At 55.7% G+C, this 12,453-nt stretch carries 14 protein-coding genes; 8 read left to right on the forward strand and 6 right to left on the reverse strand.

Annotated features, from left to right (window positions below; translation table 11 throughout):
• Positions 1–39 precede the first annotated feature (39 nt).
• The 3 genes from PAT9B_RS21140 to PAT9B_RS21150 all read left to right on the forward strand — a co-directional run bounded on the left by PAT9B_RS21140 (position 40) and on the right by PAT9B_RS21150 (position 1,261).
• Positions 40–348 carry a carboxymuconolactone decarboxylase family protein gene (locus PAT9B_RS21140; protein WP_013511309.1) on the forward strand — a complete coding sequence of 103 codons (309 nt, stop codon included), beginning with the start codon at positions 40–42 and terminating at the stop codon, positions 346–348.
• Positions 348–740: a tautomerase family protein gene (locus PAT9B_RS21145; RefSeq protein ID WP_013511310.1), complete on the forward strand. Its 393-nt coding sequence runs from the start codon at positions 348–350 to the stop codon at positions 738–740. The genes PAT9B_RS21140 and PAT9B_RS21145 overlap by 1 nt, the downstream gene beginning before the upstream one ends.
• Before the next feature lie 62 nt (positions 741–802).
• On the forward strand, positions 803–1,261 hold the full coding sequence (locus tag PAT9B_RS21150; RefSeq protein ID WP_013511311.1) for an acyltransferase: 459 nt from the start codon (positions 803–805) through the stop codon (positions 1,259–1,261).
• Positions 1,262–1,265: 4 nt separating this feature from the next.
• Here the strand turns inward: PAT9B_RS21150 and PAT9B_RS21155 are convergent, their stop codons facing one another.
• Genes PAT9B_RS21155 through PAT9B_RS21165 form a run of 3 tightly spaced genes read right to left on the reverse strand, consistent with a single transcriptional unit; the run spans position 1,266 to position 5,628 of the window.
• Positions 1,266–3,038 carry an ABC transporter ATP-binding protein gene (locus PAT9B_RS21155; protein ID WP_013511312.1) on the reverse strand — a complete coding sequence of 591 codons (1,773 nt, stop codon included), beginning with the start codon at positions 3,036–3,038 and terminating at the stop codon, positions 1,266–1,268.
• Entirely contained in the window at positions 3,035–4,483 is a 1,449-nt protein-coding gene (locus PAT9B_RS21160) for a M81 family metallopeptidase (protein WP_013511313.1), read from the reverse strand. Before PAT9B_RS21160 ends, PAT9B_RS21155 begins: the two co-directional genes overlap by 4 nt.
• Before the next feature lie 11 nt (positions 4,484–4,494).
• Complete coding sequence (locus PAT9B_RS21165; RefSeq protein WP_013511314.1) at positions 4,495–5,628, reverse strand: ROK family transcriptional regulator; 1,134 nt, start codon at positions 5,626–5,628, stop codon at positions 4,495–4,497.
• A gap of 191 nt (positions 5,629–5,819) precedes the next feature.
• On the opposite strand from PAT9B_RS21165, the gene PAT9B_RS21170 reads away from it, so the two are divergent.
• The 4 genes from PAT9B_RS21170 to PAT9B_RS21185 are packed head-to-tail and all read left to right on the forward strand — an operon-like array spanning position 5,820 to position 10,081.
• Positions 5,820–7,355 (forward strand): ABC transporter substrate-binding protein, encoded by a 1,536-nt coding sequence (locus tag PAT9B_RS21170; RefSeq protein WP_013511315.1) that lies wholly within the window; start codon positions 5,820–5,822, stop codon positions 7,353–7,355.
• A gap of 16 nt (positions 7,356–7,371) precedes the next feature.
• Positions 7,372–8,292 (forward strand): ABC transporter permease, encoded by a 921-nt coding sequence (locus tag PAT9B_RS21175; protein WP_013511316.1) that lies wholly within the window; start codon positions 7,372–7,374, stop codon positions 8,290–8,292.
• A complete protein-coding gene (locus PAT9B_RS21180) occupies positions 8,292–9,158 on the forward strand; it encodes an ABC transporter permease (protein WP_013511317.1) in 867 nt (288 codons plus the stop codon). The genes PAT9B_RS21175 and PAT9B_RS21180 overlap by 1 nt, the downstream gene beginning before the upstream one ends.
• Positions 9,155–10,081: an ROK family protein gene (locus PAT9B_RS21185; RefSeq protein WP_013511318.1), complete on the forward strand. Its 927-nt coding sequence runs from the start codon at positions 9,155–9,157 to the stop codon at positions 10,079–10,081. The genes PAT9B_RS21180 and PAT9B_RS21185 overlap by 4 nt, the downstream gene beginning before the upstream one ends.
• A 10-nt stretch (positions 10,082–10,091) precedes the next feature.
• Here the strand turns inward: PAT9B_RS21185 and PAT9B_RS21190 are convergent, their stop codons facing one another.
• The 3 genes from PAT9B_RS21190 to PAT9B_RS21200 form a co-directional block, all read right to left on the reverse strand.
• Positions 10,092–10,379, reverse strand: coding sequence for a type II toxin-antitoxin system RelE/ParE family toxin (locus PAT9B_RS21190; protein ID WP_013511319.1), 288 nt, complete (start codon positions 10,377–10,379; stop codon positions 10,092–10,094).
• On the reverse strand, positions 10,376–10,639 hold the full coding sequence (locus tag PAT9B_RS21195; RefSeq protein WP_013511320.1) for a type II toxin-antitoxin system Phd/YefM family antitoxin: 264 nt from the start codon (positions 10,637–10,639) through the stop codon (positions 10,376–10,378). The genes PAT9B_RS21190 and PAT9B_RS21195 overlap by 4 nt, the downstream gene beginning before the upstream one ends.
• A 78-nt stretch (positions 10,640–10,717) precedes the next feature.
• Entirely contained in the window at positions 10,718–11,593 is an 876-nt protein-coding gene (locus PAT9B_RS21200; protein WP_013511321.1) for a LysR family transcriptional regulator, read from the reverse strand.
• 123 nt (positions 11,594–11,716) lie between these two features.
• Here PAT9B_RS21200 and PAT9B_RS21205 point away from each other — a divergent pair, with 123 nt between their 5' ends.
• Positions 11,717–12,442, forward strand: coding sequence for a pirin family protein (locus PAT9B_RS21205; RefSeq protein WP_013511322.1), 726 nt, complete (start codon positions 11,717–11,719; stop codon positions 12,440–12,442).
• Positions 12,443–12,453 lie beyond the last annotated feature (11 nt).

Raw genomic sequence — 12,453 nt, forward strand, 5'->3', positions numbered from 1 at the left:
GCGCGACACTCACTGCATATTCAATCAAGGAGAAAAGTGATGACGAAATCGCTCGATCGTGACTCGCTACAACGTGTCGCGCCCAAACTGGCCGAACTGACACAAGACGTGTTATTTGGCGATATCTGGCGACGGCCAGAACTCACTGCGCGCGAACGCAGTTTGATCACGCTGGCTACACTGACGGCGCTGGGACGGGTGCAACAGCTTCCCTGGCATCTACGATTTGCGGCGGAAAATGGCCTGACACGCGACGAAATAGCAGAACTCTTTACCCACCTGGCATTTTACGCAGGCTGGCCCGCCGCCGTGGCCGCCTTAACCTGTCTTAACGAGGAGAACATCTGATGCCTTTTACCCGAATTCTGGTACGCGAAGGTTGGCGTGATGACGATTTGCAAACCTTATCCGACACGTTGCATGAGGTGTTGGTGGCGGAATTCAGCGTACCGCCAACCGATCGTTTTCAACTTATTGAGAGCCTGCCAGCGGCACGATTTATCTATGATCGCCACTATCTGAGCGGCGGGCGCAGCGACCGCTACGTGTTGTTCAGTCTGGTCGCGGGTAAATCGCGTTCGACTGAACAGAAACGGTCCTTTTACCGTGTGTTAAGTGAACGTCTGCAACAGCGGCTGGACCTCGATCCCAATGATGTGATGGTGGTGATTCAGCAAACCAGCGCCGAGGAGTGGAGCTTTAGCGGTGGAGAGATGTTTGATTTATCAATGATACAATAATCTTCATGCACAGGGCGCGATGCATCGCGCCCGCCAAACCAAGGGTAAGGAAAGGAATCATCATGGCTGCCAATCTGCGCGAAACCGGGGTTAACAATGTCATCACCGGTGACAACGTCACTCTCTATCAACCGGTTAACCTTTACGGCTGTACCTTGCAGGACGATGTCTTTATTGGCCCGTTTGTCGAAATTCAGGCAAACACGGTTATTGGGCGCGGCAGTAAAGTGCAGTCGCACAGTTTTATCTGTGAATATGTGACTATCGGAGAGAACTGTTTTATCGGCCACGGCGTGATGTTTGCCAACGATATGTTTCGTGATGGCAAACCCGATCCGCAACGCGCCAATTGGGGGCGCATTACCCTCGGCAATGAGGTGTCGGTTGGCAGCGGTGCCACCATTCTGGCCGTCACCATCTGCGATGGCGCAGTGATTGGCGCGGGCAGTGTGGTGACGAAAGATATTACCCGCAAAGGGGTTTACGCCGGGAACCCGGCGCGATTGTTGCGTCTGCTGTAATGCATCACTCCATCACCCAATGTCCGGCGCTCACTTCGCGATAACGCCGCGTTTCCGGGACATAACCCAGCGGCCGCACCGGGCTTTTCAGCTCGCTGACCTCCATTTTTCGCTTCAGTTGCCGTCTGGCCGGATCGGGCACTGGCACCGATGCCAGCAGCTTACGGGTGTAGTCATGCTGCGGATTTTCAAAAATCGCCGCGCGCGGGCCAATTTCGACAATCTCGCCCAATAACATCACCGCGACGCGGTGACTGATGCGCTCTACCACCGCCATATCGTGGGAAATAAACAAATACGACAGTCCCAGGCTTTGTTGTAAATCCAGCAGCAGGTTGATGATTTGCGCTTTCACCGTCACATCCAGTGCGGAAACTGACTCGTCAGCAATGATCATCTTTGGATCAAGCATCAGCGCCCGGGCGATGCAAATGCGTTGCCGTTGGCCGCCGGAGAACTCATGCGGATAGCGCTTCATCATTGACGCCGCCAGTCCGACACGCTCCATCAAGGCTGCGGCCTTCTGCACTGCCTGCGCCTTGCTACCCAATTGATGCTGCAAATACGGTTCGGTCAACGCTTCCTGCACTGACATGCGCGGATTCAGGCTGGCAAACGGGTCCTGGAAGATCATCTGCATGGCGCAGCGTAGCTTACGTAACTCGCTGGCAGAGAGACTCAGCACATCGTAACCATCAAATTCAACCTGTCCGGAGGTTGCTGCGGTCAGGCGGGTGAGGGAGCGCCCGGTGGTTGATTTGCCACAGCCGGATTCGCCGACCAGCGACAACGTCTCTCCCGGCAACAACTCGAAGGAGATATTTTCTACCGCGTGCACCGCCCCGGTTTTACGGCTCAACAACCCCTCGTGAATATTAAAACGTGTGCTGAGATTTTTGACCGCCAGCAGCGGTTGGCTGCCAGGTGAAGGCAGGGTATAGGCGACGGTTGCCTCGTCAGCAAACTTACGCGGCCCGTCGAGACCACGCATCGCCCCAAGCTGCGGCACGGTAGCGATCAGGGTGCGGGTGTAGGCCTTTGCCGGGGCAGAAAAAATTTCGGCGGTGGTGCCGCTTTCCACCTTCTCCCCCTGATACATCACCAGTGTTCGGTCAGCCACCTCGGCCACCACCCCCATATCGTGGGTGATAAACAACACGGCGGTGCCTTCTTCTTCCTGCAAGGTTTTGATCAGGTCGAGAATTTGCCCCTGGATGGTGACATCCAACGCGGTGGTGGGTTCATCCGCAATCAACAGCCTGGGACGTAACGCCAGCGCCATGGCGATCATCACTCGCTGACGCATACCGCCGGAAAAATGGTGTGGGTAGTCATCAAAACGTTTAGCCGCGTTAGGGATACGCACCTTTTCCAGCAAACGGACGGTTTCTTCGCGTGCGGCGCGTTTCGAGATTTTACGATGGGTGATCAGCGCTTCAGCGATCTGGTGGCCGATGGTAAATGACGGATTCAGGCTGGTCATCGGCTCCTGAAAAATCATCGCGACGGCGTTGCCACGCACGTCGCGCATCGCGGCTTCGCTTAAACCGAGTAAGTCCACCCCATTGAGCAGCACTTTGCCGCTAATTCGTGTGTGGCGAGCATTTAACAGCCGCATGATCGCCATCGAGGTGACACTTTTCCCGGAACCCGATTCACCGACGATAGCCAGCGTTTCACCGGCCTGAATGTCAAAGGAGACGTCTTTAACCACTTCGCGCCACTGCTGGTCACTGCGGAACGCCACCGTCAGGTTCTCAACGCGCAACACGCTCATTGGTGGGTCTCGGGCACAAAACGGGCGGACAGGGTGCTCACCGGCAGGAAGTCGAAGTCGGTGTCGAACGGGTAAGCCGGTTGGGTTTTACGCTTGCGCACCAGTCGCTCCACATATTGATCCACCACGCCTTCCGACAGCGCCATCAGGTTAGGATTGGCCAGCGGTGCCAGCTCCGGTGACAGGTAACCGGATTTCACCACCACAATTTCAGCCGTTGCCGGGTCAAGCCCCAACAGGGCGAAATCCGCCAGGTTATGATAAGGGCGGCGTCTGTCGGCCACGACCAGGGTGATGCCGCCCGTTTGCAGCACCGCCTGTTTCGCAATCGAACGCGCATCGTCCACCAACCTGATGACCGTGAATTCGGCACTGGCTTTGCCGCCTGCGGGATCAAGCGTGGCACCTACCGTCAGCGACAATGTGGCTCCCTCACCGGCAATGAAGGCCGCGTCAGTGGCGGGTTTATCGGTAATCCCGGCGACAATCACCCCCTGCGCCTGTTGACGGATCAGTTCGGCCAGCATATCGGCGCGATCGCCAACGCCGCCGCCCGTCGGGTTGTCACCAGAATCGGCAAGGATCACCGGATGGGTGGGGCTGGCAATCGCCATACGCACACACTCTTCAGTGCTGCCGGTGACACATCCAAAGACAAATTCGTCCCGCGCCTGCCAGTATGCCAGGGCGAGTTTTGCCGCCTGTTCTGCCAGCACATCGGCATCGGTGCCGGTCATAATCGCTGCCGCAGTGGCGCGTGGTTCATCGGCCCAGACGTAACCCACCATCAGGGAAGCGTCCCAGACGGTGTCGAGGGCGTTAATGCCGGGCAGACGGGCATACAGGCTTTTCGCCGGTTCATCTTCGGTGCTGGTACGTTCACCCGGCAATACCACCGGAATCGGTGCCCACACCACACCCGGTCTGATCCCGCTGTGCAGGCTTTTCACCAACATCGATACCGAGCGGCGCATGGTTTCCTCTACGTCGATATGCGGCGCGGTGCGGTAGGTGGAGAACATATCAATGGCATCGATAATGCGTTGGGTGACGTTACCGTGCAGATCATAACTGACGGTGATCGGGCAGTCGTCGCCGACCAGCTCGCGGGTGGCGGTGATCCAGTCACCTTCGGCATCCTCCATCCCTTCAACATAGACCGCGCCGTGCATCGCCAGATACACGCCATCTACGGGCAACAGGGCTTTAATGCGGGTAAGGAAATCCTGCTTAAAATCGTCGTAAGTCACACGTGCGACCGGACCACCGGCAATGGCGCGAGCGTGGAACGTGGGGAGAAACGTGGCATCGTAATCAGCCAGAAAGGCAAAGTAGGGGCTGGCCGTCAATTCATCACCGCGCAGAATGCGGAAGTCATCAGCATAATTCAGCACCGGGTTATAAGTACTGCACTCCGTATGAATACCACCAAAAGCAATGCGCATAGCAGCCTCCGCTACTCGGGTAAATGAATGAGGAATCGATAAGCCGCCACGCTGGCAGCGGCTCTGGCCCAGCTTTCATCGTTCAGTACGATGGTCGAGATTGGGGTTTTGCCCATGATGGAGGGCAGGACATTGGCATCAATCGCCTGCATCACCACGGTTTTCAGCAGCCCATCAAACGCCCCCGGGTGATGGGCAATAACGATCAATTCCGGGTCGTTCATCTGCACGATATTGGCGATAGCGAGACCAAGGGCATTCCCCGCCTGATGCAGAATGGCAATGGCGGCGCTGCTACCTTTTATCGCCTGGGTTTCCAGCTCTGGCAGCGTTTGGGCGGCAATCGCTTTATCGCGCATGTGCTCGCGGATGGCAGTTAACGAGGCCAGCGTATCGAGGCAGCCGCGCTTGCCGCAACGACAGGGTCGGCCACCCGGTTCGATGGTGCAGTGGGCAATTTCACCGGCACCACCATGCGCGCCACGGTGCAGTTGTCCCTGAAAGAAATGCGCAGAACCGATGCCGTCGCTGTGCGAGATCAGGGTGAAGTTACGGACCTTTTTTGCCAGACCGAAAATTTTCTCGCTGACCGCCAGCGCTTTGGCGTCATTTTCCAACGACACCTCCAACCCGGTTTGGGCTTTCAGCATGTCGGCCAGCGGGACGTCTTTCCAGCCCAACAGCGCGGATTGCACACACACCGCCTGATGTTCATCGACGAAACCGGAGAGGGTGACGCCGAGACCGATCAACTGATCGGGTGAAATCCCCTGTTGCGTTACCAGTGAGGGGATGGCGTCAGCGATGGCGCGGGTCAGTTGGTGTGGATCGAGATTCAGTGGCAAAACACGGGTCGCCAGAGTCCGGCCATGCATATCAATCAGCACCAGAGTAATGGCTTCACCCAGTAACGAGGCACCGAGAAAATAGGCGCTGTCAGCGCGCATTTTTAATAACACCGAAGGTCGGCCCTGGCCGGTGGCTTCCGGGATACTTTCTTCCACTAAACCGGCATTCAGCATCTCTTTAATCAGGGTGCTGATTGCCGCCTTGCTCAGTTTCATTTTCTGCGCGATAGCGGTACGGCTCATGCCATGTGACGCGATAAGCAGACGGATAATTTGTTGCTGATGGGCATTGAGCATGCAGAACCTCAAAACACGGCAGTGGTGAACTGACAATAATAAGCGATGAGAACAAAGACAAGATTATTTAGTTAAATTTCTAAACCGAGATCGAGATATAAGTAAAATATATGAACTAACGTATTGGCTTTTGTTTATGAACTGTGCCTTATATAACGCGGTTAATTCACCGATCGTATCTGAGGGCCTTCATGGAAAGCACACTTAAGCGTTTCAGAGTCATTACTCTCGCGGGCTGCATGATGTCGTTATTTGCCAGCGCCTCCGCGTTTGCCAGCCAACTGGTTATTATGCAGAACGAACCTCCGCGCAGTATGGACCCGGGTAACCAGACCGCGACCTTTACCGGCACGGTGCTGGACCCAATGTACGAAGGCCTGACGCGTCTCGGTGATGACGGCAAGGCTATCCCGGCGCTGGCGTTGTCCTGGAGCACGGATGCCAGCGGTCTTAACTGGACGTTTAAGCTGCGGCCCAATGTGAAGTTCCACGATGGCACGCCGTTTAATGCCGATGCAGTGGTGGAAAACTTCCAGCGCCATCTCGATACCCAACGTGGCCTGGCGGCCAGCGGTAAAATTCGCACCTTTGTTCAGGATGTGAAAAAAATCGATGATCTGACGGTGGCCTTCCAGCTGAAGAAAATTAACCCGGCATTTTTAACTATTCTGGCATCAGGGCCGGGTTTAATGGTCAGTCCGCAAGCGGATAAAGCCGGCAGTATTAACAATCAGGCCGATGGCACAGGCCCGTATAAATTAGTGCAATACAAATCGGGCGAATTTGTGCTGGAGAAAAAGAATCCCGACTACTGGGGTAAATCCTCCGGCCCGGACGAAATAAAATGGACATGGAGCAGCGAACCGTCGGTGATGAATATGGCGCTGCAATCCGGCCAGGTCGATATTATTAACCCGGTGCCGCCACAGTTCGCGGGCATGTTAAAAAACAATCCGAACGTTAACCTGCAACAGTCGCCTGGTGCGGCGGTGTTCTGGGTGGATCTGAATACCCAAAGCAAAGCGCTGAGCGATGTACGTGTGCGTCAGGCGCTGAACTTTGCCACCGACCAACCAGCGCTGAGCAAAGCGGTGATGTTTGGTTACGCGCAACCTGCTAATTCGGCGCTGGCCCCGGTGGACGCCAACTACGATAAAGCGTTGCATGATTACCCGTATGACCTGCAAAAAGCCAAAGATCTGCTGAAAGCAGCGGGCTATGCCGACGGTTTTGCCATGTCGATTGCGGTGCAGGCACCGGATGCCCGCACCGCCCAGGTTTTGCAAGGTATGTGGGCTAAGGTGGGCGTGAAGCTCAACGTGCGCCAGATGGAAAGCGGCGTCTGGACCAAAGCCGCGTTTGCCGACAGTAAAGAGAAAGCCGCACAGGGCACCGATGCGGTGCTGGCGTCCTGGTCCTCCGGTCTCTACGGCTCCGATCTGCAATTACGTCCGTTGTATCACACCAGCAGCTTTGCACCTGGCGGTGCCAACTTAGGCTTCTTCACGGATAAGCAAACCGATGATCTGATCGATACTGCGGCTTCGACCATGGATGACGCTAAACGCAAAGCGTTGTACTTCGAGGCACAGAAGCGTATCAGCGGCCTGGCTCCGCAGGTATTGCTGTTTTATCAGGATGACCTTTATGCCGCACGTAAAAATATCAGTGGCGTCACCATGCAACCCGGCGGTCAGCTGGTGGTGCGCGATGCGGTAAAAAATTAATCCAGGGCAAGCCGTTATGAAAGCCTATGTCGCGAAAAAGGTGCTGTCACTGCCGCTGATTATTTTTGGCGTGTCGATCATCGTGTTTATCGCCATCCGCGCGCTGCCGGGCGATCCGGCGCGTCTGATGGCCGGACCGGAAGCGCCGCAGGAAGCGGTAGATAATATGCGTATCCGGCTCGGCCTCGACCAGCCGCTACCGCTGCAATATGTGAAGTTTGCCGCAGACGCGCTGCACGGCAATCTTGGCATGTCGTTGCAGTCGCAGCGTCCGGTGCTAACCGAGATCAGTGAAAGGTTGCCGTATACCCTGTCGCTGGCGGCGCTGGCCTATCTGCTGGCCATCGCCATTGGTGTGCCTGCCGGTATGACCGGGGCGATCTATCGGCAGCGCATTCCAGACCAGGTGGTGATGGTGCTGACCATTGCCGGTGCCTCGATTGCCAACTTCTGGCTGGCGTTGCTGGCGATGAACTATTTCGCGGTGCAGCTTGGCTGGTTGCCATTGCTCGGGGCGGATTCGTGGCGTAACTACATCATGCCGACGGTGACGCTGGCGATTTTGCCGATGGCGATGATCGCCCGTATGACGCGTTCCAGCATGCTGGATGTGCTCAGTCAGGACTATATCCGCACCGCCAAAGCCAAAGGATTGTCGGCGCGCAGCATTCACTGGAAGCATGCGCTACGCAACGCGCTGATCCCGATCGTCACCATTGTGGCTTTGAATTTTGGCAGCCTGATTGGCGGGGCGGTAGTCACGGAGTCGGTATTCAACTGGCCGGGTATTGGCCGCCTGCTGGTGGATTCGGTGCGCTATCGTGATTACCCAGTGATACAGGGCGTGACGCTGGTAGCGGTGACCGGTGTGGTACTGATGAACCTGGTGGGAGAGATCCTCATTGGTTTGCTGAATCCGAAAATAAGGTTCGACTGATGAACAGCCTCGAAACGACCTTGCAGCCGCGTCTCTCGCGGAGCCGAAAATTGCTGCACTTCCTGGCGACCTTCCCGTCGATCACTATCGGCGGTGGGCTGGTGTTGCTGGTGGTGTTTGCGGCGTTGCTCGCGCCCTGGATTACCCATTGGGATCCGGTGGAGCAGGATCTGCTGAACACCCTACAGGCACCCTCCGCCGCCCACTGGTTTGGCACGGATGATTATGGCCGGGATATCTTCTCGCGCGTGATTTATGGTGCGCGTATCTCGTTGTTTGAGGTATGCCTGAGCGTGGCGATTTCGATGGTGATCGGCATTCCGCTGGGCATTATCGCGGGTCTGGCCGGGCGTAAAATTGATGCGGCAATCATGTGGCTGATGGACATCATTTTTGCCTTTCCGGGTATCGTGCTGGCGATTCTGATCGTTAGCGTATTGGGTGAGGGATTAACCAATATGCTGATCGCCATCTCGTTGTTCTCCATCCCGGTGTATGCGCGTCTCAGCCGTAACCTGACGCTGGGGCTGAAAAATATGGAGTACATCGAGGCAGCCCATATGTTGGGGGTGCGCTATCCCCGCATTATTACCCATTATATTTTGCGTAACTCGATTGGTCCGCTGATTGTGCAGTCCACCCTGACAGCCGGTGCGGTGGTACTGTCTGCCGCCAGCCTGTCGTTTCTGGGATTGGGGGTGCAACCACCGATGCCGGAATGGGGCACCATGATGAGCGACGGTCGCAACTTTCTCGGTCTGAATATCTACGTGTCACTTTTCCCTGGTCTGGCGATTTTGATTACCGTACTCGGCTTTAACGTGTTGGGTGACGGTTTGCGCGATGTAATGGATAAGCGTTTATGAATACGGTGATTTGTTTCGATTTAGGTGGCTCATTTATCAAATTGGGGATGATGCAGGAAGGCGGAGAGCTGACCCTGTTGGGCCAGGAAAAAATGCCGACCCGCGCCTGGCCTGAATTTATCCGACTGATGCGCAGTATGATCGACCAGCATCGGCAGCATTTCACCGCCAGCAGCCCGGTGGCGATCTCCACGGCGGGCATTGTTGCGCCGGATAGCGGTGAAATCTTTGCCAGCAATATTCCGGCCTTTCATCAGCGTCAACTGGCACAAGAGCTAAGCGCGGAATTGCAACGTCAGGTGTGGGTACATAACGACGCGGATTGTTTTACCCTGGCGGAGGCGTTGGCCGGTGCGGGTATGGGGCATAAGGTGGTGTTTGGTGCCATCCTGGGTTCTGGCGTCGGGGGCGGCCTGGTGGCGGATGGGCGCATTGTCATCGGACAAAATGGTTTAACCGGGGAATGGGGGCATGGTCCCATCGCCCTGACTGAGGTGGAGATTGCGGGTGAGTGGCATCGCCTGCCACGTTTGTCCTGCCCTTGTGGACAAAAAGGGTGTCTGGATAGCTGGGGCGGTGCCCGCGGGATGGAGAATCTGCACCGTGTATTGCATGGCGCAACGGCGACCAGTATCGATATTATCGCGCGCTGGCAACAGCAGGAGACGCTGGCGGAGAAAACCCTCACCGCCTGGCTACAACTGGTGGGGCAGCCGCTGGCGTACTGTATCAATATGACGGGTGCTTCGGTGGTGGTCGTGGGTGGCGGGCTGGCGTCCGTGACGCCGTTGATTGCGGCACTGGATGATGTGGTGCAAGGCTACGTATTACGCCGCAGCACCCAGCCGCTGGTGGTGCCGGGGCATTTTGCCCATGATGGTGGCATGCGCGGTGCAGCGTTACTGGCGAAAAAAACACGGTAAAAAGCGGATACTACAAATGTCGCTTTGGATCCTGAAGTTGCCCCAACACAGCAGTAACAACAATACCATCGGCAAGCGCACGGTAAAAAATGATGTGTCGGCCGCAAGGGAAACTGCGGGCTCCGGCACGAATTTCATCGCGCTCAATACCCAATTGCGGAGATTTCTCCAGGGTCTTCATGGTCAGCTGCAATTGCAAAATATATTCAATGGCTTTTGCCTTGCCCCAGTTCTTAGCGGTATATCGACGAATGTCGTGAATATCTTCTTGCGCTTCCTGCGAGATTTTCAGTGTCATTCGTCATCAAACTCTTTCATTAGTTGGTTGAAGAATTGATCGCCATCCATAGAACGACCAGCGGCAATATCGGCTTCGGCGCGGGCCAGCTTATCACGCAGCATCTGTAATTTTAATGCCTCGATCTGGTCAAACTCTTCAGCAGACATCAGCACTGCGACACGCTTACCGTGTTTGCTTATCTCCACTGGTTCGCGCTGTGCCTTCATCAGCAGTTCGCCAAACTGGGTTTTCGCCACCTGTGCAGTTATGGTTTCCATAACGAACCTTTTAATCAAAATGGTCAGAATGATTAATATAGCGATGGGCTGCTGAAAATACCAGCAGGCAAAGAACAGTTATGCCAGCTTCTGCTGCAAAAATGCCATAAATACCCGGTTGACTTCGCTGCGCTGGCGATGCTGTGGATACAACGCATTCAGGCTCAGTGAGGAAGGGTGCCAGTCATCCAGCACCGTGACTAAATCCCCGCTGGCAAGGGCGGGGGCGACGATAAATTCGGGTAACAGAATCAGTCCTAACCCCGCCATCGCGGCATCGCGCAGCATTTCCCCGTTATTGCTGACCATCGGCCCCTGCACGTTGATCACCTCACGCTGCTCACCCCGAAACAACTCCCAGCCGGTTTGGCTCTCGCGGCCATAGCGCAGGCAGGCGTGATCGAGCAGATCTTCCGGTTTGCGTGGCGCGTCGGCCCCTTGCAGGTAGCGCGGACTGGCGCAGATCACCCGACGAAACTCGCCCAACTTTTTGGCGATCAGGGTTGAGTCGGGCAACGTTCCGATGCGAATCGCCATATCGAAGCCCTCACCAATCATATCGACATAGCGGTCCGCCAGCTCCACCTGAAATTGCAACGCGGGATGCAGGCTGAGAAATTCGGCGATATAGGGTGAAAGATGACTGATACCAAATGACATCGGCACACTCAGGCGGAAGCTACCCTGTAGCACCTGACGGCGTCCCGATACCGCCAGCTCCGCTTCCTGCACATCATCCAGAATGCGTTGTGCATGACGGGCAAACAGCTGGCCGTTATCCGTCACCGACAGCTTGCGGGTGTTGCGGTTAAGCAAGCGTGCACCCAGCGACTCCTCCAGCGCGGCAATACGGCGGCTGACATATTGCTTGGAGAGCATCAACTGCTCGGCGGCAGAGGTAAAATTACCGGCTTTGATCACAGCAACATAAATGCGCAGGTCGTCTATCTGCATATTGTCCACTTATTGGTGACAGTCATTGTCAGTGCAACGCATTGTTGGGCGTTTCAGTTTACGTATACTGAGTCTCATCAGGAAGCGAAATCGTCTTCCGCCAACAAATTTGAGGAGCAGACCATGATTGAACAAAGATTGTCAGCCCAACGCGGCCTTGGTGACCACGGCTGGTTGCATTCACACCACACGTTCTCTTTCGCCAACTACTGGGACCCGAAACAGACCGGTTTCTCAGATTTGCTGGTGATTAACGATGACCAGGTCGCCCCAGGTCGCGGTTTTGGTGCACATCCCCACAGCAACATGGAGATCATCTCTTATGTGCTGGAAGGCGCACTGGAGCATAAAGACTCCATGGGCACCGGTTCGGTGATTGTCCCCGGCGACGTGCAGCTGATGAGTGCCGGTAGTGGCGTGACGCACAGCGAGTTCAACCACTCGAAATCAGACAACGTCCACTTCCTGCAAATCTGGATTGTTCCGGCAGAACGTGGCACCCAGCCAGGCTACCAGCAGATTTCGGTGGCAGAAGGTGACAAACGTGGTCAGTTACGGCTGATTGTGTCACCGGAAGGTGATGCCGGTTCGCTCAGTATCCGTCAGGATATCCGTATCTATGCCGGATTGTTTGAGGGTGCCGAGCAGCAGACTTTTACGCTGGATGCCGACCGTTATGCTTACATCCATGTGGCGCGCGGCAGCATTGAAGTCAACGGTGTGGTGTTTAACGCAGGGGACGGTGCTCGTGTTCGCAACGAAACCGCACTGCATTTTGCTAACGGTAAAGACGCTGAAGTGCTGTTATTTGATCTGCGTCCGCTGGAAGTGAATCATCCGCAGCGTTAAGTCACCAAGGG

It is taken from the genome of Pantoea sp. At-9b, from assembly GCF_000175935.2.
Lineage (GTDB): Bacteria > Pseudomonadota > Gammaproteobacteria > Enterobacterales > Enterobacteriaceae > Pantoea.

Coding starts and splice junctions, on each gene's coding strand:
- PAT9B_RS21155 (WP_013511312.1), bottom strand. CDS start 3,038: ATGAGCGTGTTGCGCGTTGAGAACCTGACGGTGGCGTTCCGCAGTGAC.
- PAT9B_RS21175 (WP_013511316.1), top strand. CDS start 7,372: ATGAAAGCCTATGTCGCGAAAAAGGTGCTGTCACTGCCGCTGATTATT.
- PAT9B_RS21170 (WP_013511315.1), top strand. CDS start 5,820: ATGGAAAGCACACTTAAGCGTTTCAGAGTCATTACTCTCGCGGGCTGC.
- PAT9B_RS21200 (WP_013511321.1), bottom strand. CDS start 11,593: ATGCAGATAGACGACCTGCGCATTTATGTTGCTGTGATCAAAGCCGGT.
- PAT9B_RS21165 (WP_013511314.1), bottom strand. CDS start 5,628: ATGCTCAATGCCCATCAGCAACAAATTATCCGTCTGCTTATCGCGTCA.
- PAT9B_RS21185 (WP_013511318.1), top strand. CDS start 9,155: ATGAATACGGTGATTTGTTTCGATTTAGGTGGCTCATTTATCAAATTG.
- PAT9B_RS21205 (WP_013511322.1), top strand. CDS start 11,717: ATGATTGAACAAAGATTGTCAGCCCAACGCGGCCTTGGTGACCACGGC.
- PAT9B_RS21160 (WP_013511313.1), bottom strand. CDS start 4,483: ATGCGCATTGCTTTTGGTGGTATTCATACGGAGTGCAGTACTTATAAC.
- PAT9B_RS21140 (WP_013511309.1), top strand. CDS start 40: ATGACGAAATCGCTCGATCGTGACTCGCTACAACGTGTCGCGCCCAAA.
- PAT9B_RS21180 (WP_013511317.1), top strand. CDS start 8,292: ATGAACAGCCTCGAAACGACCTTGCAGCCGCGTCTCTCGCGGAGCCGA.
- PAT9B_RS21195 (WP_013511320.1), bottom strand. CDS start 10,639: ATGGAAACCATAACTGCACAGGTGGCGAAAACCCAGTTTGGCGAACTG.
- PAT9B_RS21150 (WP_013511311.1), top strand. CDS start 803: ATGGCTGCCAATCTGCGCGAAACCGGGGTTAACAATGTCATCACCGGT.
- PAT9B_RS21190 (WP_013511319.1), bottom strand. CDS start 10,379: ATGACACTGAAAATCTCGCAGGAAGCGCAAGAAGATATTCACGACATT.
- PAT9B_RS21145 (WP_013511310.1), top strand. CDS start 348: ATGCCTTTTACCCGAATTCTGGTACGCGAAGGTTGGCGTGATGACGAT.